The 20,836-nt window shown below is 48.3% G+C and carries 22 protein-coding genes; 6 read left to right on the top strand and 16 right to left on the bottom strand.

Annotated features, from left to right (window positions below):
• Positions 1–16 precede the first annotated feature (16 nt).
• The 5 genes from JW814_12550 to JW814_12530 are packed head-to-tail and all read right to left on the bottom strand — an operon-like array spanning position 17 to position 4,922.
• Complete coding sequence (locus JW814_12550; protein MBN2072276.1) at positions 17–970, bottom strand: oxidoreductase; 954 nt, start codon at positions 968–970, stop codon at positions 17–19.
• Positions 960–1,448 carry a hydrogenase iron-sulfur subunit gene (locus JW814_12545; GenBank protein ID MBN2072275.1) on the bottom strand — a complete coding sequence of 163 codons (489 nt, stop codon included), beginning with the start codon at positions 1,446–1,448 and terminating at the stop codon, positions 960–962. The genes JW814_12550 and JW814_12545 overlap by 11 nt, the downstream gene beginning before the upstream one ends.
• 32 nt (positions 1,449–1,480) lie before the next feature.
• The gene (locus JW814_12540) at positions 1,481–3,466 is read right to left on the bottom strand and encodes a CoB--CoM heterodisulfide reductase iron-sulfur subunit A family protein (protein ID MBN2072274.1); all 1,986 of its coding nucleotides are present in this window, start codon (positions 3,464–3,466) and stop codon (positions 1,481–1,483) included.
• A 1-nt stretch (position 3,467) separates the two neighbouring features.
• On the bottom strand, positions 3,468–4,343 hold the full coding sequence (locus tag JW814_12535; protein MBN2072273.1) for a CoB--CoM heterodisulfide reductase iron-sulfur subunit B family protein: 876 nt from the start codon (positions 4,341–4,343) through the stop codon (positions 3,468–3,470).
• Complete coding sequence (locus JW814_12530) at positions 4,344–4,922, bottom strand: 4Fe-4S dicluster domain-containing protein (protein MBN2072272.1); 579 nt, start codon at positions 4,920–4,922, stop codon at positions 4,344–4,346.
• Between the two features lie 275 nt (positions 4,923–5,197).
• On the opposite strand from JW814_12530, the gene JW814_12525 reads away from it, so the two are divergent.
• The gene (locus JW814_12525) at positions 5,198–6,346 is read left to right on the top strand and encodes a tetratricopeptide repeat protein (protein ID MBN2072271.1); all 1,149 of its coding nucleotides are present in this window, start codon (positions 5,198–5,200) and stop codon (positions 6,344–6,346) included.
• Here JW814_12525 and JW814_12520 read toward each other — a convergent pair.
• A complete protein-coding gene (locus JW814_12520; protein MBN2072270.1) occupies positions 6,341–7,249 on the bottom strand; it encodes a DMT family transporter in 909 nt (302 codons plus the stop codon). The genes JW814_12525 and JW814_12520 overlap by 6 nt on opposite strands.
• A gap of 119 nt (positions 7,250–7,368) precedes the next feature.
• Between JW814_12520 and JW814_12515 the strand changes: the two genes are divergently transcribed.
• Together JW814_12515 and JW814_12510 are read left to right on the top strand one after the other, a co-directional pair.
• Positions 7,369–8,133 carry a DUF116 domain-containing protein gene (locus tag JW814_12515; protein ID MBN2072269.1) on the top strand — a complete coding sequence of 255 codons (765 nt, stop codon included), beginning with the start codon at positions 7,369–7,371 and terminating at the stop codon, positions 8,131–8,133.
• 105 nt (positions 8,134–8,238) lie between these two features.
• Positions 8,239–8,865: a hypothetical protein gene (locus JW814_12510; protein MBN2072268.1), complete on the top strand. Its 627-nt coding sequence runs from the start codon at positions 8,239–8,241 to the stop codon at positions 8,863–8,865.
• Positions 8,866–8,894: 29 nt separating this feature from the next.
• Here JW814_12510 and JW814_12505 read toward each other — a convergent pair whose 3' ends face one another.
• Entirely contained in the window at positions 8,895–9,260 is a 366-nt protein-coding gene (locus tag JW814_12505) for a response regulator (GenBank protein ID MBN2072267.1), read from the bottom strand.
• Between the two features lie 92 nt (positions 9,261–9,352).
• The gene (locus tag JW814_12500; protein ID MBN2072266.1) at positions 9,353–9,931 is read right to left on the bottom strand and encodes a hypothetical protein; all 579 of its coding nucleotides are present in this window, start codon (positions 9,929–9,931) and stop codon (positions 9,353–9,355) included.
• Positions 9,932–10,186: 255 nt separating this feature from the next.
• On the opposite strand from JW814_12500, the gene JW814_12495 reads away from it, so the two are divergent.
• Positions 10,187–10,585 carry a hypothetical protein gene (locus JW814_12495; protein ID MBN2072265.1) on the top strand — a complete coding sequence of 133 codons (399 nt, stop codon included), beginning with the start codon at positions 10,187–10,189 and terminating at the stop codon, positions 10,583–10,585.
• A gap of 100 nt (positions 10,586–10,685) precedes the next feature.
• Here JW814_12495 and JW814_12490 read toward each other — a convergent pair whose 3' ends face one another.
• Complete coding sequence (locus JW814_12490; protein MBN2072264.1) at positions 10,686–12,191, bottom strand: HD-GYP domain-containing protein; 1,506 nt, start codon at positions 12,189–12,191, stop codon at positions 10,686–10,688.
• Positions 12,192–12,320: 129 nt separating this feature from the next.
• Between JW814_12490 and JW814_12485 the strand changes: the two genes are divergently transcribed.
• Positions 12,321–14,330 carry a GWxTD domain-containing protein gene (locus JW814_12485; GenBank protein MBN2072263.1) on the top strand — a complete coding sequence of 670 codons (2,010 nt, stop codon included), beginning with the start codon at positions 12,321–12,323 and terminating at the stop codon, positions 14,328–14,330.
• On the opposite strand, the gene JW814_12480 is transcribed toward JW814_12485, so the two are convergent.
• The 3 genes from JW814_12480 to pgsA are packed head-to-tail and all read right to left on the bottom strand — an operon-like array spanning position 14,327 to position 15,862.
• Entirely contained in the window at positions 14,327–14,707 is a 381-nt protein-coding gene (locus tag JW814_12480; GenBank protein ID MBN2072262.1) for a hypothetical protein, read from the bottom strand. The two genes, JW814_12485 and JW814_12480, sit on opposite strands and share 4 nt — an antisense overlap.
• Positions 14,704–15,228 carry a nitroreductase family protein gene (locus JW814_12475; protein ID MBN2072261.1) on the bottom strand — a complete coding sequence of 175 codons (525 nt, stop codon included), beginning with the start codon at positions 15,226–15,228 and terminating at the stop codon, positions 14,704–14,706. The genes JW814_12480 and JW814_12475 overlap by 4 nt, the downstream gene beginning before the upstream one ends.
• 1 nt (position 15,229) lies before the next feature.
• A complete protein-coding gene (gene pgsA / locus JW814_12470) occupies positions 15,230–15,862 on the bottom strand; it encodes a CDP-diacylglycerol--glycerol-3-phosphate 3-phosphatidyltransferase (GenBank protein MBN2072260.1) in 633 nt (210 codons plus the stop codon).
• A gap of 115 nt (positions 15,863–15,977) precedes the next feature.
• Here pgsA and JW814_12465 point away from each other — a divergent pair, with 115 nt between their 5' ends.
• Positions 15,978–16,628 carry an energy transducer TonB gene (locus JW814_12465; protein ID MBN2072259.1) on the top strand — a complete coding sequence of 217 codons (651 nt, stop codon included), beginning with the start codon at positions 15,978–15,980 and terminating at the stop codon, positions 16,626–16,628.
• Between the two features lie 5 nt (positions 16,629–16,633).
• Here the strand turns inward: JW814_12465 and JW814_12460 are convergent, their stop codons facing one another.
• From JW814_12460 to ggt, 4 genes are all read right to left on the bottom strand, one after another.
• A complete protein-coding gene (locus tag JW814_12460) occupies positions 16,634–17,311 on the bottom strand; it encodes a hypothetical protein (GenBank protein MBN2072258.1) in 678 nt (225 codons plus the stop codon).
• Positions 17,312–17,339: 28 nt separating this feature from the next.
• Positions 17,340–18,044, bottom strand: coding sequence for a hypothetical protein (locus JW814_12455; GenBank protein MBN2072257.1), 705 nt, complete (start codon positions 18,042–18,044; stop codon positions 17,340–17,342).
• A 134-nt stretch (positions 18,045–18,178) separates the two neighbouring features.
• Complete coding sequence (locus JW814_12450; GenBank protein ID MBN2072256.1) at positions 18,179–18,955, bottom strand: hypothetical protein; 777 nt, start codon at positions 18,953–18,955, stop codon at positions 18,179–18,181.
• A 13-nt stretch (positions 18,956–18,968) separates the two neighbouring features.
• Entirely contained in the window at positions 18,969–20,705 is a 1,737-nt protein-coding gene (gene ggt / locus JW814_12445) for a gamma-glutamyltransferase (protein ID MBN2072255.1), read from the bottom strand.
• Positions 20,706–20,836 lie beyond the last annotated feature (131 nt).

Genomic DNA, 20,836 nt, shown 5'->3' with positions numbered 1-20,836 from the left:
TCTATTTCTACGCGCCTCATACTTTTTTCCTCCTCAGTATGGAAGCAGCTGCGCTGAACCTGTAAAATGTCCTCAGTGGATCGGCGATCTGGCTGATCAGTTCATCTATTTCCTTTTCTTCCTTCGGATCAAGTACTGAAGCGAGAGCGCTGAGCATCCTTACGCCCTGATCACGCACTCCTTCGAGAGGTCCGTAACATCCCCTGCAAGGGACGTTTGTATTTATGCATCTTGCCCCGCAGCCTTCCCTGGTGACCGGTCCAAGGCATAGGAGGCCTTGTTCAAGAAGACATTTTTCAGGTTCCGGGATCATCTCCACGGGACGTTTGAATCCCGTGATTGTTTTTTCTTCCTTTTTCCGAGGACATTCATCGCAGAGCGTGCGTGCTCCGGCTCCGATGACAGATCCTTTCGGGGGAAGTTTTCCTTCCCAGACCTGCGACAGGGCGTTGACGATCTGAGCCGGGACCGGCGGGCACCCGGGAATGTAATAGTCGACATCGACGACCTGATCAAGCGTCTTCACAAGATTATGGAATCTTGGCAGCGTAAGTTCCTCTTCCCCATTTACCCATTTTTCCTGCGGAATCACGGCATCATGATTATCTGTCGATTCAGTCTCCAGATATACCCTGTTCAATATGGAATCTTTTGTATGAAAATTCGCCATCGCGATAAGCCCGCCGATGTGAGCGCAGGCTCCGAGAGCGACCATCACCTTGGATTTTCTCCTGAGAAGCCTCGCTATCTCTTCATTCTCGGAGTTTCTTATCCCCCCGTTATACATCACGATGTCGAACTCGTTGTCATCCATCGCTTCGACGTCTTCGTATTTGAAGTCCATCGCGATCGGCCAGAACAGAAGTTCCATTTTCTCGGCCACAGTAAGGATCTTCTCGTGTACGTCCAGAACCGCCACATCGCATCCACCGCAACCTGCTCCCCAATATATTCCAGTTTTAAGCTTCATTGGCGTCACCGCCTTCTTCCATGGCTGAATCGAGATTTAAAATGACATCCTCACTCAGGATCATTTCAAGTGAATCGCGGACGTTAAGGGGGCCAAGCTTCCTGATCTGTTCGGTAAATTCGTCCACGATCGTCGCGAATCTCTCCCCTTCTGAAGCTGCGACCCATTCAAGCCGGACTCTTTCAGGTTCAATGCCGAAACCTGGGAGGATCAGCCTCAGCATCCTGTGCCTTCTCAGAGCCTTATAGTTACCTTCCTGGTAATGACAGTCGCCTGGATGGCATCCCGCTATCAGAACACCGTCAGCCCCCTCGTATAAAGCTTTCACTATGAAAGTCGGCTCAATCCTTCCGCTGCACATCACCCTTATCGATCGGATATTGGGCGAATACTTTATCCTCGCGGTTCCCGCAAGATCTGCTCCGGTGTAGGAACACCAGTTGCAGAGGAAACCAACGATCTTCGGTTCAAATGACATATCTATTATCCCTTCGGGCTTGGAAACAGGTTTTATAATCCTGAAAAGATACCTTCTATTTCTGCGAATATCTGTCGATCCTCAAAGTGCTTTGCTGATATCGCGCCGCTGGGACATCCTGCCACGCATGTCCCGCAACCCTTGCATAGCGCCTGATTGACGACAGATACACCCTTTTCTTCATCGTATTTCACCGCGAGATACGGACATAGCGTATTGCACAATTTGCACCCTGAACACTTTTCTTCATCGACTTCCGCGGTAGCCGCTTCGATCTCGATCTTTTCCCTTGTGATCATCGAAAGCACGGCGCTTGAAGCTGCTGATGCCTGCGCGACAGTATCTGGAATATCTTTTGGAGACTGGCAGGCTCCAGCGATGAAGACGCCATCGGTGGCGGTCGATACCGGACCGAGTTTCGGATGTTTCTCGATTATAAACCCGTCTCTTCCTATCGATACGCTGCATTTTTTCGCGATCGCCGGAAGAGTATCGTGCCCTTCAAGCCCGGTGCTGAGAACGACCATATCGAGCGGGACCCGCCTTACGCTGCCCACAAGCGTGTCTTCGACCCTGACAATAAGTTTTCCTTTTTCAGCGTCATTGACCGCGACATCGGTTATCTCGGCGACCTTGCCCCTGATGAACCTTACATCCTCAGTGAGAAGCCTGTCATAGAACTCCTCGTACCCTTTACCGAAACACCTCATATCGATATAGAACTCGTATACTTCGGCATCGGTCTTTTCCTTGATCAGATGCGAATACTTCAGGGAATACATGCAGCATACTCTCGAACAATAATCATGATAATGGTTATCCCTGCTTCCCACGCAATGGACTATACCGATCGATTTCGGTTCGCTGCCGTCAGCCATCTGGATCTTTCCGCCCGTCGATCCCGACGCGCAGTTCATGATCTCGAATTCGATCGCTGTCATGATGTTATCCAACTTCCCGTATCCATAGCGTGTAATCACTGACGGATCGAATGTCTGGAATCCGGTCGCCAGGATTATATTTCCCACTTCAAAATCGACAAGTTCGTCTTCCATGTCATATTTGATAGCGCCTCTTTCGCATTCCTTGGCGCAGAGGCCGCAGGCGTGCTTGTCATCCTTGAAGTAAAGACATGTCGTCGTATCAATGACGGGAATAGCGGGGACTGCCTGCATGAAAGGCATATATATCGATGTGGTCGGTCCGAGGGAGAGTTTTTCGTGCACATTCCCTTTTCTCGGGACCCTCGTACCTGGACATTTCTCCCAGCATGCTCCGCATCCGTTGCAGAGTTCCGGATCGACATACCTCGCTTTTTTTCTCACGCGGATATTGAAATTGCCGACATATCCGCTGACATCCTCTACCTCGGAATACGTCATCAATTCTATCTTCGGATGCTGCCCTACGGAGACCATCCTCGGCGTGAGAATACAGGCGGAGCAGTCGAGGGTCGGGAACGTCTTGTCGAACTTCGCCATATGCCCCCCGATCGAAGGTTCTCTTTCGACAAGCACGACTTCCTTGCCAGCTTCGGCGAGATCGAGGGCAGCCTGAATGCCTGCAATACCCCCCCCTATGACGACAGTCCTCGGATTGATCGGAACTTCCCGTTTCGTCAGCGGCTCGAGCAGGAACGCCCTTCTTACCGCTGCCGATATCAGATCTTTCGCTTTATCAGTCGTCCGATCTGAATCGATATGCACCCAGGAACACTGTTCCCTTATATTAGCCATCGTGAAGAGGTACGGATTCAATCCGCCCCTCTCGGTCGCCTTCCTGAATGTGTTCTCGTGCATGAGAGGAGAACACGAGGCGACTACGACTCTGTCGATCAGACCATCCTCTACATCTTTCTGAAGGAGAGCCTGACCGGGATCAGAACACATGAATTTGTAATCTCTCACGAGCGAAACATTCTCGAGGCTCCTGGTAAATTCGACGACCTCGTCGATATTGACCTTGCCGGCGATGTTAGTCCCGCAGTGGCAGATGTAAACACCTATGCGTACAGCCATTTCACGCTCCCTCAATAATTCTTTTCATTTCTCCGGATACTTTGACACCAAGACGTTTCATCCCCAGCTCCGATGATTTGATTCCCAGGGCCAGGCCTATCAGTTGCGAAAAGTAAATGACAGGGATATTGAATTTCGTTTTAAAAAGACTGTTCACTTTGGATTGATATATATCGAGGTTCATCTGGCAAAGAGGGCAGAGAGTGATTATGCAGTGCGCTCCGTTATTCTCCGCGTCCATAAGCAATTCCCGGCAGAGTTTGAGTGCCATCTTCTCCTCGGTCCCCATGAGAGAGGCGCCGCAGCACTTCGTCTTCATGGAATACTTCACCGCTTCGGCTCCAAGTGTCTCTATAAGAACGTCCATAGACTGCGGATCGTCCGGATCGTCAAAACCCATTTCCGGCCTTACGATCTGGCAGCCATAGTAGGGAGCTACCTTGAGCCCGTCGAGTCTCTTCTTTACAAGCGATGAGATCCTCTCCATACCTATGTCGTTTACTATGACATCGAGTATGTGTCGGACCCTGATATTACCGCTGTAACTCAGGCCCCCGGCTTCCAGTGCCTGACCGAGTTTTTTCCTCATATCTGGATATTCTTCGAAATAATGATTGGTCTTGTTAAGGACCAGGTAACAGGCGCTGCATGGAGTGACCAGGTCACGGTGATGCTTTTCCGCCAGAGCAAGGTTTCTAGCCGAGATCGCGAAACTCATCAATTCTCTCACTGACATATAGGCAGTGGCGCCGCAGCAGTTCCAGTCATCGAGTTCCTCGAGCTCGATCCCGATAACGGGCGCGATCGCGTCGATCGATTCCTGGTAGAGATTCGCGGTGGCCTTGACTGAACAGCCTGGATAATATGTATATTTCATCTATATCTCCCCCAGCTCTTCGACTTTTTCCATTATCTTTCTCAGCTGATCGAGATTCCTGATCTTGTGAGGCATGACAGGCAGGCGTCCGTTTACGAACAGTTTCATCCCCTGCGGGACGAAACTAAACAGGTTGAACGGTTCTGCCGCGAGGATATATCTTGTCATCAGTTCAGTCTCGTGATTCCGGCCATATTTGTTGACCATCCCAACGAAGTTCCTGGAAAGGATCGTCGCCTTCTTTCCTCTTTTCGCTTTTCCTTCCTTGATGGCAAGCCTCTTGAGCGCATACATCACATCGGTGATCTTGATCTCCTTGGGACATCTCACGGCGCAGGAATAGCATGAAGAACAGAGCCATACCGTGTTCGACCGGAGTACTTCATCTCGAAATCCCGCCCGGATCAGTGAAAAGATCTTCCGCGGCGCGTGATCCATCTGACATGCCTGCGGGCAGGACCCAGTGCATGTTCCGCACTGGATGCACCTCTTGATCTCTTTCCCTCCCGGTAGCGAATAGATCTCATCAAGAAAATCATGATCGAGAGTGGCTTCGTAACACACTTCTTTTTCAAGCATTTAACCACTTACCTCTCGTCTTGTTGACCCGTATTACCTGGTAACGCGCAAAAAAAAATAACGAATACAAGAGAACACTTTACACCTATAAAGCAAAAAGTCAACTATAATTTGAAAGTCCTCTCTAAAGCTTCCAAACCAAACAAATGAATTTATATGTTCAAAATATGGCTATTTCGCGTCCTGGCACCTGTTAAATCTTCTTTTGATCAGATATTTTTTACATTATATTGTAATCAGATTAAAATCCGCCTCTCCAGAAAGGATATTCGAAGATGAACTTAAAAAGGAATATTTCGGGAATCCTTATATTGACGATTGTCCTGGCGACCTGGCTCTTCTCTTCCTGTTCCGACGATACTCTGAAACATTATAATCTTGGCGTTGATTACGCCGAAAAGGGAGATCTCGACCTGGCCGTCAAAAATTGGGAACTGGTCCTGAAGGAAAGGCCCGATGACACTGAGACCAATTATAATCTGGGAATTGCCATGCTCGAACTCGAAAGGTTCAGCAAAGCGGAATTCTATCTAAAGGAAGCGGCGAAGACCGGAAACTCCGACCCCGAGATCCATGCCGCCCTGGGACAGGCTCTTGAAGCACAGGACAGGATATCTGAAGCGAAAAAATCGTATAATATGGCGATCGCCTTAAGGAAGAATTTCTTCACCCCGTACCTGGGCCTGGCTTCATGCGCCCTCAGGCAGAAACAGTACAAAACAGCCGAAAAATATTCAACTATCGCCCTGAACATATCAACGAGGGATCTTCGCGGCAATCTCATACTCGCCGAAGCTTACTATGAACAGGGTAACTACACTGAAGCGTACGCGCAACTCCTCTCGATCAGGTATACTTACCCGACCGATAAAGACCTTCTGATGCTCCTGGGAAAGGTCATGGTCGCGAGACACATGTATGAAGACGCCCTGGAGACCCTGCACTTTGCGGGAGAGAATGGCAGATCCGACGGCGAACTCTACACATATCTCGGCTATGCCTGTTTCGAGTTGAAAGATTTCTCGAAAGCGGAAAAATATTTTCAGCTCGCCATCTTCAAGGATAAGAACGATTCGCGTCCCCTGATCGGGATAGCCAACACATATATGAAGACAGGTAATTATGAAAAGGCTCTCGAATACTGGGACAGGGCTTACATGCTCGATCCGGACGATACTGACATACCTCTTGGTATGAGCATCGTATACATCAACACCAGCCGGTTTGAAGATGGGGTTAAACTGCTTGAAAAACTCATAAAAAAAGAAGATTTTCCGGCCAGGGCTCTGTACTACCTCGGTCACACGAGGATGCGAATGGGGCAAAAGGAAAAAGCCCGCGAATCTTTTGAGGAATTCATCAGGATATGGCAGGGTGACAGGGCACTTATAGAAGAAATAAAGGAAATACTTATAACCTTATGATCGGACCTGCTTCGCCCGGCGCGCCACCGTCACTCCAGGATTACAATAGATCGCCGTGAATATCCCGGCCAGTACAAACACCCCTCCTGCCATTTCCGCAGCAGCCGGGGTCTTGTCAAGTATCAGAAAGGCCAGCAGGGTCGTTCCTACCGGTTCTCCGAGGATCGAAAGGGTCACAACGGCCGCTTTTACTCTTTTCAGAGCCCAGTTGAAGACGGTATGCCCGGCCAGCTGGCAGACGGCTGCCATAAGAAGACAATACAGGTAACTCCGCGCGGGATGACCTGTCAATCTTTCCCCGCAGACCGGGACGGCCGCTGTAAGGATCACGGCCGAAATCAGATATACGGGCATTATATACGTGATCAACGATAATCTCGATCTTAGCCGGCTTCCGACGAGGAAATAACCGGCCGCAGAGACTGCCCCGGCGACGGCAAGCAGGTCTCCCTTCCAATTCTCACCACCTGCAAGCATATTCCCTCCCGCCATTATCAGAATGCCTGTCGCCGCGATCACCAGCCCGGCCCAGAAAGACCCGGACACCTTCTCCCTGAAAAAGATCACGGTGTACAAAGCGACAAAAAGCGGACTCGTCGTTACAAAGACTATGCTGCTCGTTATTCCGGTAAGGGAAAGAGAAGTTATCCATGAAAGAAAATGAGCGGCGAGCAGTATTCCAGAGAAAACAAGGAGCGCCGCGTCGTTGATCGACAGGGACGCAATCTCTCTTCTGAAATTTTTCGAACACATCGCGTATGGGATTATCAGCAGCGTTGAGAATATCATTCTCAACGCGGAAACGACCGGAGCGGGCGCCTGCGCAAGTTTGATGAATATCGCGGCGAACGATATCGAGACAAGTCCGACCGTCAGAGCAAAATATTCATTTTTCCTGATCATGCACTCATTCTTCTCCCTTCCACGGTGAGTCTCTCACAACGATTTATATTATTGAACAAAATTCTTCCTTCAGTTACTTTACTGCTATGACAGATGAAAAGAACAGTGATCCCGGACGGTTGAAAGACAAAAGAGTCTTGGGAGATGAATGGGCCGACTGGGAGAATGATAGCGGGGAAGAAACTATATCGGAAAGTAAAGGGACTTTTATTATCCTTTCAATGATCGTCCTTGCTACTATGATCCTGCTTGCCGCTCTGTTCTGGTATCTGATCCTTCCCAGATTCGAATCATTCGGAAAGAACTGGGCCACCATTATCAGCGTCTCTTTTCTTCTTGTTTCTCTCTTCGTCCTCGCCTGGTACCTGCTTCTGGTCATCTCCGTCCTGAGCAGAAGGAGCTATCTGAAGATCTGCCTCACGAGAGGCAGCGGCCTGTTATTCTTTATACTGCCGATAGTGATCAAAGTCGCATCGAAACTCGGTATCTCCCGTGACCGGTTGAGTCATTCTTTTATCAGGGTCGCCAATACTCTCGCCCGTCCTGCACCTGATGATAAAGGTCCGGTACTCGCTCTCTTTCCGAGATGCCTGAGAAAGGATATCCGCGAAGAAGCTGTCAGAGTCTGCGGCGAATTCCCGGACATAGAGGTCCATACCGCTCCGGGAGGCAGCGTCGCGAGAAAGATCATCAGCAGAATATCCCCAAGGGCAATAGTAGCTATTGCGTGTGAAAGAGACCTGATCAGCGGGATCAGGGATGTCGCTCCAAAGATAGCAGTGATCGGCATTCCAAACAGCCGTCCTTCTGGACCCTGCAAGGATACTTTGATCGATATTGATGAACTCAGATCGGCCCTTGAAGCATTTTCCCCCAAAAGCTGACCTTTCCGGGGGCTCTTATGGCACAATTATTGATATATCAAGGATAATAGCTATAATTTTATCCGGATCGCGACAAACCGATCCGGTAAATCCCGGGAGCAGAATATGTCTTATTCAAAAACAGATTCAGAACGTCTTCAACCAGATGTCAATATGGCTGGAAAACTCAAGAAACAGATAAGGTTGCTTGTCTTCGGCAGCTCTATGACGGTAGCGATCGCCTTCGGCGTATCTTTCTACTTTGGTCTTGTCTCCAACAGTTCAGCAGTCTCGACTCAGTTCCCTGAGCTGCTTCCCATTGTCAGCAAGATGAAGAATCTGCTTATAATCAACACATTCGCTTTTTCCATGATCATAATCGGATCGTTCTACCTGCTCTCAATTCTGGTTACAAACCGGATCTTCCAACCCCTGCTATACCTCCACAAGAATATTATCCATGTGTCCAGGGATAAATTCCCTCAAATCGAAGAACCTGTCGGAGACCAGTTGTTCGCGTCTATGCAGAGGGCGCTTGCTCATATGGTAGAGACGCTTCGTCAACGCAATGCGGAAGAAGCACTGAGGCTTCATAAATCTCTTGAGATGCTCGCCGAAAAGAACCGGGACGTCGAGACAGGCAGGATAATCGAAGAGATGGCCAGGGAAAAGGATTCGAGGAGCGGTATTGTCAGATCATCAGATTCCAGTGAAGCTCCTGATGACGGCGCGGTATTCATGCAACCTGTATAACCCCCTCAGCGAACCGGTCTTTCCGGATCTCATCTGACAGGCAGCTTCGAGAGCTCACTCAATAGCGATTCTGTGTTGAAAGGTTTTTCGATCAGAAGTTCCGCCGTCAGGGGTTTTTCGAGTCCATCCCTTTTGAAATCGCGTGCCGACAGAATAACTACTGGAATATCCCTCGTCTTTTCAGCCGATTTCAATATCCTGCAGACTTCATACCCGTCGATTACGGGCAGAGACAGATCAAGGATAATAATATCTGGAGAGAAGACGGGGACCTTCGCGAGCGCCTCCTGGCCATCAAACGCCGTTTCAACCTTGTATCCGGCATGTTCAAGCGTAAATTGCAGTATTTTCGCAAGATGCACTTCATCATCGACAATCAGGACTCTTGTTTCCATCTTATTTCCCTTGGACTCGACCAATTATGATACTTTACGATGTTATGGTTATTCAGAAGCGAGTTGTGTGCCAGCATATCCGCCGAAACACTTTATTGATCGATTCCGTAACAGAAGCTTAAAGCGGCTCCAACGCCGGTATAGCTGACCGGCTCAATATCGATCAGGCGATAGTTGAAACTGAACATCAGTACAAGCGGCAGTTGCAGTATATTCTGAAGATCGAACTCATAACCTGCTTCAAGGATAAAATCAGTATCTTTCAGTTTTCCCGGTCCGTTATCCGATCTCCAGGACACAGACGCTACTCCGACTCCAGCCCCTATGAATCCACTTTCCCATCCGACATCTGATCTTTCCCTGTTAAAATAATAACGGAGGGATAGACACAGATCAGAATACCCAAATCCTTCCGCGATATACTGCGATGTCGATTGCAGGGCGATACCGAAATTCCATTTTTCCAGCTCATCGTAAAGATAGCGCGCATACGATGGCCTCATCACAAGACTGAATCCATATCCGTATCCTATCCCGTTGTGATGCCATGGAAGGAAAATAGCCGTATTGACACCGATATGTGTCTCCACACCGTTGCTTTCAAAGGGTGAAGCTACGATCGATGATGGAATAATAATCATCCAGATCATCAATATTATTATTTTTTTCATCTCGATAGTCCTGCTGCAACGATCATTCCCTTTTTGCGAATAACGTATAACCCTGTCATTATTACAGTTACATAATACGTAAACAATCTGTCAGGGGAAAAAATGTCTCACTGTTTTTTATTGCAGGAAATCTTTTCACCCCTCGACATGGCATCATCATTTGTGCTATAATAATGTCGTACAGGGCAATTGATTGAGATGATATTCTCAATCACTAAATTAAGTTATTTTTGTAACGTGATGGGAGTTAACAACATGAATGCGCTAAAAACGAAAGCTCTTATCGTCTTGACGGCGATTGCGGTTATCGCCTCGATAAGTCATTCGGCATTTGGGGCTGCGGCATCAGTCAACAAAAGCGTTACTGTTATGGAAGACGGAAGGTTTTTGATAAAATTGAGAGTCACCTCTTCGGGGTCGAAGATATTCGGTTTGAAGATCATTGACCCCGAAGCCTCTATTGTCGATGTATACGCGCCTTCCGGATGGTGCGTCGTGACTGACGGCGAGGACTTTCTTGCCCGGACAGGATCTAATCCGGTAAAAGCGGGAAAGACGATCGAATTCATTATCCATTCAAGCGTCGACAAAGTCGAATATACGTGGAGTGTTCACGGAGACCTTGAACAGCTTGGCAAGGCTGGAAGGGTATAGGCTTCGACTGAAGGTGAAGTGAGTTTGGCCCGGGGGGATCATCATACGTGAGGATGATCGTCCTGGGCTTTCTTTATGGCAGGAATGAACGACCGACGGTTCAATCCACATCCGAGGCTATCAGATATTTTCCTATTTCGACATTACGGACAGGGTCGTCGATAACTCCGCGTATCCTGTATTTTACTCTTCTCGTTCCGGGATTTCTCTCGTTAAGATCCAGAATTATCTCATTGTCTACTTCGACTCCGTTGCTGTCCCTTATGACTCTTACCCTGGGAAACGCGCCCGTTTTCCTGTTAATGTCTACGACTATCACTGTCTCTCCAGACTCGAGGACCAGTATACTGCCGATCGGAATATTTCCCATCATATGGAGAAAATTATCAAAATACTGTGGATGGAATTCCGTCTTCCTCGTCCTCGCCATCATCTTGATAGCTTCATAGGGGCTGATCTGTTTCCTGTATACCCTTTTTGTCGTCAGAGCGTCGTATGTGTCAGCTATTCTTACTATCTCGCTTGCCTGAAGGATCTTTTCACCCCTGTGGGCCGGATACCCCGTAAGATCATGCCGCATATGATGTTGGTACGCCACTTTACATATCCTGTCATCAATTCCCTCCGCCTTTAGAATCTCTGCCCCGTCTACCGGATGTTTCCTGATCATCTGCCATTCGGCTGGAGAAAGCCGGCCGCTCTTTTTCAATATCTTTTTCGGCACGTAAAGCTTTCCTATATCATGCATGAGGGCCGCCAGACCGACCCAGGCGGTCTCACTTTCCCCAAAACCGACATGTCTGGCGGTCGCGGCCGATATGACGGCGACATTGACCGAGTGCCTGAAAGTATAATCGTCATAATTCGTCAGTGATTTCAGGAGCAGGGCTATCGAATTGTTCCTGTTCTCATTTCCGACTATATCCAGGATCAGTTTTCCAGCTTTCATCCCGTCGTTCGATTGTATCTTCTCCAGTTTCCTCAATACGTCACCGATCGCTCCGCAGATTCCATCTTCTCCACGATCATGATTTTTTCTCGCAGCATTTGAAGAGATCGGAGATGTTTTGACCTGATCGACAGTTATGAGCGCGTTTTTATTACTTCCCGACATATCGTGCCTGACCTTGATATGTTCTATACTGTTCCACGCGCCGGATAGATCGAATTCCCGGTCCCCTTTAAGAACGCTTGCCGCTATTTCCATGAAGGAAAGAAATTCATTTTTTCCAATACCCTTTTCAATCTCCAGTTCACCGACAGACATCATATCAAGCGAGTTGATGAGGAAACTGAATTCCTTCCTGCTTTGCTCTTTGGAATTGAATTCGTAGTTCAGGTAACAGATCGAATCATTGAAGACTCTCAATACCACGCTGTACTTGTTACTGAGCATCTTTGTAAGCGAATCAAAGGCTGAATCGAGATACTTATCTACTGAAGGATGACCTCTTGGATAGATTTTCGCCTGCAACAGGAGTTTTCCCATACCATCTATGACATCGTTAAACTGGCCCAGCTCGGCCGGCAACGTTTCTGTTATCTGGCTTGTCATATTCTTCCTCGATGAAGGCCTGGCGCAATCCATCGAAGTTATTTCATGCAATTTTTATTCCTTAATGGACAAGTCGGAGCATTAAGAAGCTTTATAACTTAATATTCTTGACTGTTATAGCTCCATATATTAGCATCTGACCCGTTCCGGGGGAAATTATCACGTCGCCAGGGATCGGTTATGAAACAGAAATTGATAATCTCTTCGGTCATCGTTTATCTTTTTTTATCCTGCGCCCCATATGAGAAGACGGTCTTTGATGAGGATTTCCTCGATGGCCAGGGCGAAATAGAGCCTGGCGCGGTCGCCGATCAGATATCTGCTGTAAGGACTCTCATGAGGGCCTCCGCGGACGATCCGGCGCTTTACAGAAGACTCTGCGTCCTTTACAGGTTACAGGGAACTCCCTATTCCAGGTCCAGGTCGATAGAAGCAATCGAGAAAGCTATCCTTCTTGAACCGGACAACCCGCTCAATCACATAGAAAAAGGCCTGACTTTCCACGCGATGCAATTTACCGGTGAATCTGAAGAATCATTCAGGGAAGCGATCAAACTGGATCCGGGCTCTTTCCATGCCTGGTATTATCTCGCCCAGATGAAAAAAGAAGAATACCTCGAAAATATGTGCTTCACCGAAGAACTCAAGAACGCACTGCGATTTTACAAAAAGGCGTACGATATCGATAACCGCCACGGGGAGACGATCTTCAACCTTGGATTCCTCCATATGTTCAGAAGGATGGACAGGACAGCGAGAAAATATTCTTCGATACTTTTGGAACTGTATCCCGACGATCCACGTTCGTGGCTTCTTTCAGCATCGGTATCTCTTCGGTTTGGCGATTTCGCCCGTGCCGAAGAAAGATTTAATCGTGCTTTGGAGATGATGAAAGACCGGGAGAAGATCTACTACGTCGATACCGCTCCCCTGCTCTCTCCGGAAATTCGTGATGATTACCTCACTTGGCCGGAAGATATAAAGAAGGACTGGAACAGAAGATTCTGGTTTACGAACGATCCGACAATAGCGACTGATATTAATGAACGTCTTCTGGAGCACTACGAGAGAGTCTTTTTCGCCAGAGAACTTCTCACGTTGAAAAGACTGGGTATCGATGGAGCCGAATCTGTAAGGGGACAGGCACTGATCAGCTACGGACTCCCCGACAAACTTCTTTACGATATCGGTCATGGAACCGACGGGCCGATCGTCGTATGGGAATACAGCCGCTCGGAATCGAACTTCCGGCTCTATTTCCAGGATGAATTCCTTAACGGAAATTATCACATTCCCATAGATCCTGCTTACAGCCGTCTTTCTGGCATAACTCAGAGTATTTTTGATAACCTCCCACAGGCATATCAATACCCGGTAGAATACCTCGACGCGCCATTTCATATCCAGATATCCCAGAATAGAGGACCCGGAGAAAAAACCGACATCGAATTCGCAATCGCTCTGCCGGATTCAGTCATAGACGATCCGAAAAACCGATATTGTTTCTGCCTTGTCGCTTATGACAACAATCTGGAACGGATACTCGACAAGAAGATCGAACTGAGGCCTGATACTCTGGATCAGATGGAAAAATCCAGTGGCAGATACTTTCTTTGCGGGCTTTCCGCCCTTCTCGCGGCAAGGATCGGTGAATGCGTTTTCGGCATCGAATTTTCCGGAGGCAGGCCGCTGAGAAGAGGCACCTGGAGAGACACCTTCGAGATCCGATCGCTTGGATCAGGTTCGCTTAAAACCAGCACTATTCGTTTCCTGCTCGACGGCAAAAACGGAGATTGCCTGCGCATTCTCGATCCGATCCCCGTCTACGATTCCGGGAATGACCTCTGTATCGCTTATGATATTTACAATCTGAAAAGGAATGAGGATGACCTTTCCAGGTACCGCGTCACCTATTCGATCAGAAGGCCTGCTGAGGACGGTTCAGGGTCGAGTGGAATAAAGAATACTCTTTACTGGATAAAACGAAGCATCAGGGGCGACAGTGGCGAACGATCCCCCTATATATCAAGTTCACTTGAGCAGAGCGTGAATTCCTCTGAAGCTTCTGATATGATCAGGATATCGATCGGATCGCTGGAGCCGGGTAAATACCTTCTTCTGCTGCAGGTCGAGGACCTTACCAGCGGGGGCGCAGTATCGGAAGAAAATATATTTGTCGTCAGTGGTTAAAATGCGATCGATAATCCCGCAGTCGGAAGATCCTTTCCCCCGGTCTCTTCTTCAGCTTTTTCTTCTTCCGGGAAAAATACCGTCACAATGATATAGGCGGCAAAAGCCGTTACAACGGCGGCTACGGCCAGTTCCCTGTAGATGTTCGACTTGTTCTTCTCTTCGATTTCGATCTGCATCACTTCTATCGAATCTCCGGATGACGGCGAAAAAGAGAGACCGTAAGTTGAAGAGGAAGGAGCTTCCGGAATGGTCAGTTCCTTGAGGTCTATCATCCCTTTCTCCTGAAATACAGATCCGGCATAGACCTGTTGAGCTGATATAAAAGCTCCGACGACCAGTATCGTCACTACTGTCCTGCAAAGATTGTTTTTCATCTTTCTTCCCACCTCTCCATCATTACTATCTCCCCGAGAGGCTTTCTTGGCCTGACCACTCTTCCTTTCGATGGATAACCGACCGGGGTCAGCGCGACTATCTTCACCCCCTCGGGAACACCCAGGATATCCCTGACCTCTTCCTCGATAAAAGCTCCAATCCAGCATGTTCCAAGTTCTTCAGCCTCGGCGGCGAGCATCAGGTGCTCCAGAGCGATGCCGATATCGACAGGAAGACTGTTCCAGTATCCGCCCATCTTTTTGTACGCTTCCTCTTCATACCCGCAAGCCACTATGACTACCGGGGCTTCAGCTATAAACTCCTGGTTTTTGCATGCCGGTACAAGTCTCGATCTCGTTTCTTTATCCTTTACTACTATGAATCTCCAGGGCTGGCCGTTTTTGCCTGACGGAGCAAGTCTGGCCGCTTCGAGCAACCTGCCGAGTTTTTCTTCTTCCACAGTATCAGCTTTGTATGCCCTGACGCTCGTTCTCATCCTTATCGCCTCATAGACATCCATACTATACCTCCCTTGCCAGTACTCCGAATACCCACTTGGATATCCTTTCGAGTACCGATCTTTTCTTTCCGTCTGAACATCGCGGGAGTATATACCGCAGTCCTGAATCAATGGTTATGAACACGACCATTGTCATTATGGAGAATATAAGCCAGTTATTTCCGGGGATACTTTTCGGGTAGATGAAAATGTAGAAAATAAGGGTATCGCCAACAATGGACTGAATAATCGTTTTTATCTTTCCAAGCCTGTTCGCAGGTATATATTCGCCTGATCTCCTGCGCACCCGCATCCTGTAAAATGTTATTATTATCTCGCGAAGCATGATCACGGCGACAAAATAGTAGAACCATCCCCAGTTGAACGCCCTGCTGAGAGAAATAAAGATCACTGCCATAAGGACCTTATCGGCAAACGGGTCGAGATGCGTTCCGAGTTTTGTTACCTGTTTGAATTTCCGGGCATACCATCCATCGAAAAAATCCAGGAAAGACGCGGCGATAAGCATCATTGCGGCGATCCGTGAATATTCTGCCGTGCCGATCATGAATATCGCGAAGATCGCCATCAATATCCTCATCACGGTGAGGAAATTCGGCACGGTCACATCTTTCCTGCGTATCATTCCTGTCATTTTAGCTTTCTTGCACAATATTCCCGCAGATAATATACTACAGAAGCTGTTAAGATGCTACTATTGAAACCTGATATGAGTATATTCACACAGGCGAGCGGCGGTTAATCCGATTATGAGTCCTGAGTACCGAAAAAATATTTTCAGACACGACAGGGGATCGAAAGAATGGATCACCATAATATCCGCCGCTCTTATTCTTCATATAGCTCTTTTTCTTCTTCTCAAACCTGAATATCTTGAGATCTTCAGAACGGAAGTGCCCGGAGATAAAGGTATCTCTGACTATTCAGGAGATGGGAGGACTTTCTCCCTCATCCCGTATCCTGACGAGGTGATCATCCCTGAACTGGATCTTCAACCGGACGAGCCTGCCGTTACTGAACAGGAAAAACAATCGGTTTTCGAGGAATTCGGAGATGTCGATCTCAATATCGAACCGCTGGCAGGCAACTCCGCAAACAGGGGAAGCAGCAGCAGATCGGGAACTAAAAGGAACAATGTCGAACCAAAGCCTCTTTTCATCCCGTGGCCGAAGTATCCGGAGAATATAAAAAAAGACGTCGACGGCAAAGTCGAACTTCTACTCTATGTAAATGAAAAAGGGGAAGTCACCGAGATCAAGCTCTCGAGGGGACTTCCCCAGAATATCCTTAATGAGACAGCCATAGCAGCGGCAAGAGAGATACGCTTCATCCCCGGCGAAGTAAAAGGAGTCCCCACGCCGATGTGGATACGTTTCACAATAGGGTTTCAACCCCGCTGAGCATCTTACCTGTACAACGACTTGACGCTTCCCCAGCTGTACTGCTCGTTTTCTATCTGACAGTTATAGAGATCAAGGACGCAATGTCCATTTACGAAATCATCGGCCCAGTTTACCGGATCGGCATTCTGAAGAGCTCCGTTATAAGCTCCCTGACCACAATATTTCGCGAAGTTTCCGTATCCGTACTTCATAACCATCATCGTGCCTTCGTATGTCCCGAACATCCTCTCTTCGATATCGAGTATCCCATCGAAATCCCAGTCACCGATCGTGAAAGAGATCACAAGGGTCCCACCCATCACGCCATTGACAGGATGATTTAGTTCCCAGGTAGGTTTCGTGGGAAGCGTTCCAGCGTCGAACTCGGCCGTCCATGATCCGGACATCGCGTTATATTCGAAATATGTGTTAAAGATATAATCCCATCTCGTCTCTGGACTGCTCGTGGCGGGCCATCCGGTATCGTCAATCTGCATCCACCATGTCGCTCCCAGAACGATCGGATCTCCATTAACGACATCACCGGAATAGACGGGCGGAGATGTCAGGATCATATTCCCGAATCCCTCAAAATCGAATTCAAGAAAAAGCGTATCAGGCAGGGCCTGAGCGTTCATGGCTACGGGAACAGAGACAACGATCATAACCAGGAACAGTACTAACTTCGTGTAATGCATCATTTACGATCACTCCTTTCCATTCCTGTTGTCAGTCCCTGTATATAGCCTTGATCGAGCCCCATGTCGACGCGTCTGTATCGGTCACGCAGCTGACATCTCTGAGATACAGCCTTCCCCCCGGGTAGATCGGTGAAGGAATGTAAAGCTCTTCCTGCATCGTCGATTCATCGGCGAGGTCAAGCGTGCCGGAGCAGTTTCCCTGACCGCAAAAACTTGTAAAACATCCCTTGCTGAAATTGATATAACAGACAAAACCGATCGAGAGCGCCTTGTTCTGATATTCGTTATCTTCCATTATGGCGTTTCCGTTCAGGTCCCTTATCACGACCCTGAAACTTGAACAGAGGCCTCCCAGAGTGTCTCCCGCTTCGGTATAGAACCGCCAGTATGGCGTCTCATCACCTATAACGCCCTTGAAATCGCCGTCCCATCCCTCGTTATCGGGAGTATCGTCATAGGTAAAGTAAGTGGCGAAGATATAATCCCATCTTTCGTTTTCCGTAGTCACGGGATTATCATCCGGCCAGTTACTGTCGTCGAGCCTGATCCAGTAAGTACCGGGGAAAAGCGTCCCGCCGGTAATATTACCGCTCCAAATAACAGGCGAACTCATGAAAGAGCCCCCTCCGTCAAGCGCGAATGTCTCGGTCCTCATCTCTACAGCCGAAACATTCAAAGAAGACAGGATCAGGAAGGATAAGGCGGCACAAACGACCAATAGCTTATGATTCACAGCTTCCCTCCTCACAGGTTCCATAATAGTATCATAACCTTGCCATACATCGTGGCGTATTATACCATAGTTAATAATATTTATAAACAGTTTATTGGTATTCTGGCCGTTTTTTTAGGTCTTTATAACCAGTCCTACCAGACTTCCCTCTCCGAATAGATATCGAATATCCGCAGCGAATAATCGGTAAATTCACCTATTACTTCAGGATACCCGTCATTATTCATATCAAAGACTGTTATTCTGTCCCCGAATGATTTATCCCATTCCAGTTCGATATTTCGAAACTTAGAATCTATTATTATCCCCGTGTTCAGGATTATCTCCATCGCATCATCCGAATCGACATTTGCTATGACTATTTCGGCAGCTTTGAATTTCCTCTCGCTGATCCACTGGCGGCTCTTGTCGACCCCGTCGATAATATACATCGTCCCGCCAGCGATGACTATGAACTCCACCTGCGGATCGCTGTCGATATTTCCCAGTTCGATCGCTTCTATGCTTGTGAAATCATCCTCGATATTTTCCCATGTGTTGATATATCCATTCATCGAATAGGTGAGGATCCTTCCTGAGACGGTCGCTATCACTATATCGTCCCTGCCATCACCTTCCACGTCGGTGATGAAGAATTTTCTTACTTTCGATCCAAGGTTTGTCAGTTCCCACTCCTGTTTCCATCCTTTTGACGTCCATCGCTTCAGGTAGATCTTTCCATAGACGTCTGCGTATATCATTCCCCACGCCTCACCGTTATCAAGAGGGATCACCTTGGCGAACGGAAAACGACCGCAAGCATCAATCATCTCGTACGGATCGATATCAGTCGACGCGCGGCTGGAGACAGCCGGATAAATCGTCGAAAACAGTACAAGAATAGCAGGCAACAGGATCAATTTCGTTTTCATCTCTTTTCCCCTTTCATTCCCTGGTTCTTTCACTTTTCGATCCGGCAGAAGTCCCGGCGTGCCTCGGATCAGAGACTCCGCATACTCTGCCGTCCTGGATCATTATCAACTGAGCGTCGCCGATCGACGATCTCTCCTTCAGCTTGTGCCCACGCTTCATGAGCCTTCCGGCAACATCTGAAGAGAAGACGCCTTTCTCGCAATATACGATATCCGGTATCCACTGATGGTGATATCTTCCTGAAGCTATTGCTTCTTCCGGACTCAGGCAGAAATCTATGATGTCAGTTATCAGTTGCGCTACCGTTGTGATTATCGTCGAACCGCCCGGAGATCCGAGTATAAGAAAAGGTCTATCGTCCCTAAGAACGATCGTCGGAGTCATCGAACTGAGCATTCTTTTTCCTGGAGCGATGGCATTCGCCTTTCCACCCGTCAAACCATATATATTAGGCGCTCCCGGCTTGATCGAGAAATCATCCATTTCATTGTTCAGCAGAAATCCAGCACCTTTTACCACTACCTTCGATCCATACGGACTATTAAGAGTAGTCGTGACGGCAACGGCATTCCCGCTTCTGTCGATTATTGAATAATGAGTCGTCTCTTCACTTTCCTTTCCTGGTGGACATCGAGATTGACCGATACTCCTCGAGTCGGTCGAACTCGCCGTGATCTTATCCCTCATCGATCGGGCATACCCTTTGGAAAGAAGTCTGGCGATCGGGATTTCAACGAAATCAGGATCACCGAGGTAACATGCCCTGTCACGATATGCGAATTTCTCCGCTTCCACGATCAGGTGGACAGACCGATCGGACAGATATTCCATAGAGCCAAGATCGAATCCTTCGAGAATATTCAATATCTCTATCAGGACGATCCCCCCCGAACTTGGCGGAGGAGCTGAGATGATGATATGTCCCCTGTAAGAACCGACAACAGGCTCCCTCATCACCGCTTTGTACTCCCGAAGGTCCTGAGCGGTGATCGATCCACCTCCAGCTTCCATCTCTCGAACGATCATCGCCGCGATCTTGCCCCTGTAGAAAGCATCAGGACCATCTCTTGCTATCAGTCCCAGAGTCCTGGCAAGTTGAGGCTGCGACAGCGTGTCATTCTCTCTGACATATCTTCCTTCATGCATAATAAGGCCGTCGAGGAGAGGAAAATCCTTCCGATATTCCTTGAGACAAAGCAGCGAGGCGGCGAGATCCCCGTCAACAGTGAACCCTTCTTCAGCTAGCCGCACCGCCGGGTCGATAAGTGCTTTCCATGGCATGCTGCCGAATCTCTCCCAGGCAAGATAGATCCCTGCGACAGTACCGGGGACTCCTACCGAGTTGTGTCCCGATCTACTCATGCCTTCTATCGGGTTCCCTTCAATGTCCAGAAAGAAATCTTCCGTTGCTCCGGCGGGAGCTTTTTCCCTGAAATCTATGAAATGATTCTCCCCTGAATCGTCCCTGAAGAGAAGAAAACCTCCGCCCCCAATATTCCCTGCTGATGGATGCGTTACGGCAAGGGCGAAAGATACCGCCACCGCGGCATCGATAGCATTTCCGCCCGCCTTAAGCACTTCAACGCCTACCCTGGTCGCTTCCCCAGAAGAAGTCGAGACCATATCTCCATCAGAATATACAGCCTTCGCGTTTCGGTCGGCCAGCGCCCCGCCCCCCCCGGCAGCCAGAAACACAGTCAGGACCGCTAAGATCGTCAGTATTCTTAATATCCGTTTCGGGTCAATCATTGAATCTTATCCGGCGGACAAAAGCCGACATCAACCAGGGGTGACAATACGAGTATCATCAGGTATACGGGATATTATACTAACAGTATGACAGGTATTTGTAAACATTTAACTTCCCTGAGATTAAACGC

Source organism: Candidatus Krumholzibacteriota bacterium, from assembly GCA_016932415.1.
Lineage (GTDB): Bacteria > Krumholzibacteriota > Krumholzibacteriia > Krumholzibacteriales > Krumholzibacteriaceae > Krumholzibacterium.
The sequence above is the reverse complement of the archived record's forward strand: the minus strand, read 5'-3'. Positions and strand labels throughout refer to the sequence as shown.

What these genes read in the sequence shown, in the direction of transcription:
- JW814_12500 (MBN2072266.1), bottom strand. Translation starts at nt 9,931, where the DNA reads ATGAAAAAAATAATAATATTGATGATCTGGATGATTATTATTCCATCA.
- JW814_12510 (MBN2072268.1), top strand. Translation starts at nt 8,239, where the DNA reads ATGTCTTATTCAAAAACAGATTCAGAACGTCTTCAACCAGATGTCAAT.
- JW814_12535 (MBN2072273.1), bottom strand. Translation starts at nt 4,343, where the DNA reads ATGAAATATACATATTATCCAGGCTGTTCAGTCAAGGCCACCGCGAAT.
- ggt (MBN2072255.1), bottom strand. Translation starts at nt 20,705, where the DNA reads ATGATTGACCCGAAACGGATATTAAGAATACTGACGATCTTAGCGGTC.
- JW814_12475 (MBN2072261.1), bottom strand. Translation starts at nt 15,228, where the DNA reads ATGGATGTCTATGAGGCGATAAGGATGAGAACGAGCGTCAGGGCATAC.
- JW814_12550 (MBN2072276.1), bottom strand. Translation starts at nt 970, where the DNA reads ATGAAGCTTAAAACTGGAATATATTGGGGAGCAGGTTGCGGTGGATGC.
- pgsA (MBN2072260.1), bottom strand. Translation starts at nt 15,862, where the DNA reads ATGACAGGAATGATACGCAGGAAAGATGTGACCGTGCCGAATTTCCTC.
- JW814_12530 (MBN2072272.1), bottom strand. Translation starts at nt 4,922, where the DNA reads ATGCTTGAAAAAGAAGTGTGTTACGAAGCCACTCTCGATCATGATTTT.
- JW814_12450 (MBN2072256.1), bottom strand. Translation starts at nt 18,955, where the DNA reads ATGAAAACGAAATTGATCCTGTTGCCTGCTATTCTTGTACTGTTTTCG.
- JW814_12505 (MBN2072267.1), bottom strand. Translation starts at nt 9,260, where the DNA reads ATGGAAACAAGAGTCCTGATTGTCGATGATGAAGTGCATCTTGCGAAA.
- JW814_12545 (MBN2072275.1), bottom strand. Translation starts at nt 1,448, where the DNA reads ATGTCATTTGAACCGAAGATCGTTGGTTTCCTCTGCAACTGGTGTTCC.
- JW814_12540 (MBN2072274.1), bottom strand. Translation starts at nt 3,466, where the DNA reads ATGGCTGTACGCATAGGTGTTTACATCTGCCACTGCGGGACTAACATC.
- JW814_12460 (MBN2072258.1), bottom strand. Translation starts at nt 17,311, where the DNA reads ATGATGCATTACACGAAGTTAGTACTGTTCCTGGTTATGATCGTTGTC.
- JW814_12495 (MBN2072265.1), top strand. Translation starts at nt 10,187, where the DNA reads ATGAATGCGCTAAAAACGAAAGCTCTTATCGTCTTGACGGCGATTGCG.
- JW814_12480 (MBN2072262.1), bottom strand. Translation starts at nt 14,707, where the DNA reads ATGAAAAACAATCTTTGCAGGACAGTAGTGACGATACTGGTCGTCGGA.
- JW814_12520 (MBN2072270.1), bottom strand. Translation starts at nt 7,249, where the DNA reads ATGATCAGGAAAAATGAATATTTTGCTCTGACGGTCGGACTTGTCTCG.
- JW814_12485 (MBN2072263.1), top strand. Translation starts at nt 12,321, where the DNA reads ATGAAACAGAAATTGATAATCTCTTCGGTCATCGTTTATCTTTTTTTA.
- JW814_12525 (MBN2072271.1), top strand. Translation starts at nt 5,198, where the DNA reads ATGAACTTAAAAAGGAATATTTCGGGAATCCTTATATTGACGATTGTC.
- JW814_12465 (MBN2072259.1), top strand. Translation starts at nt 15,978, where the DNA reads ATGAGTCCTGAGTACCGAAAAAATATTTTCAGACACGACAGGGGATCG.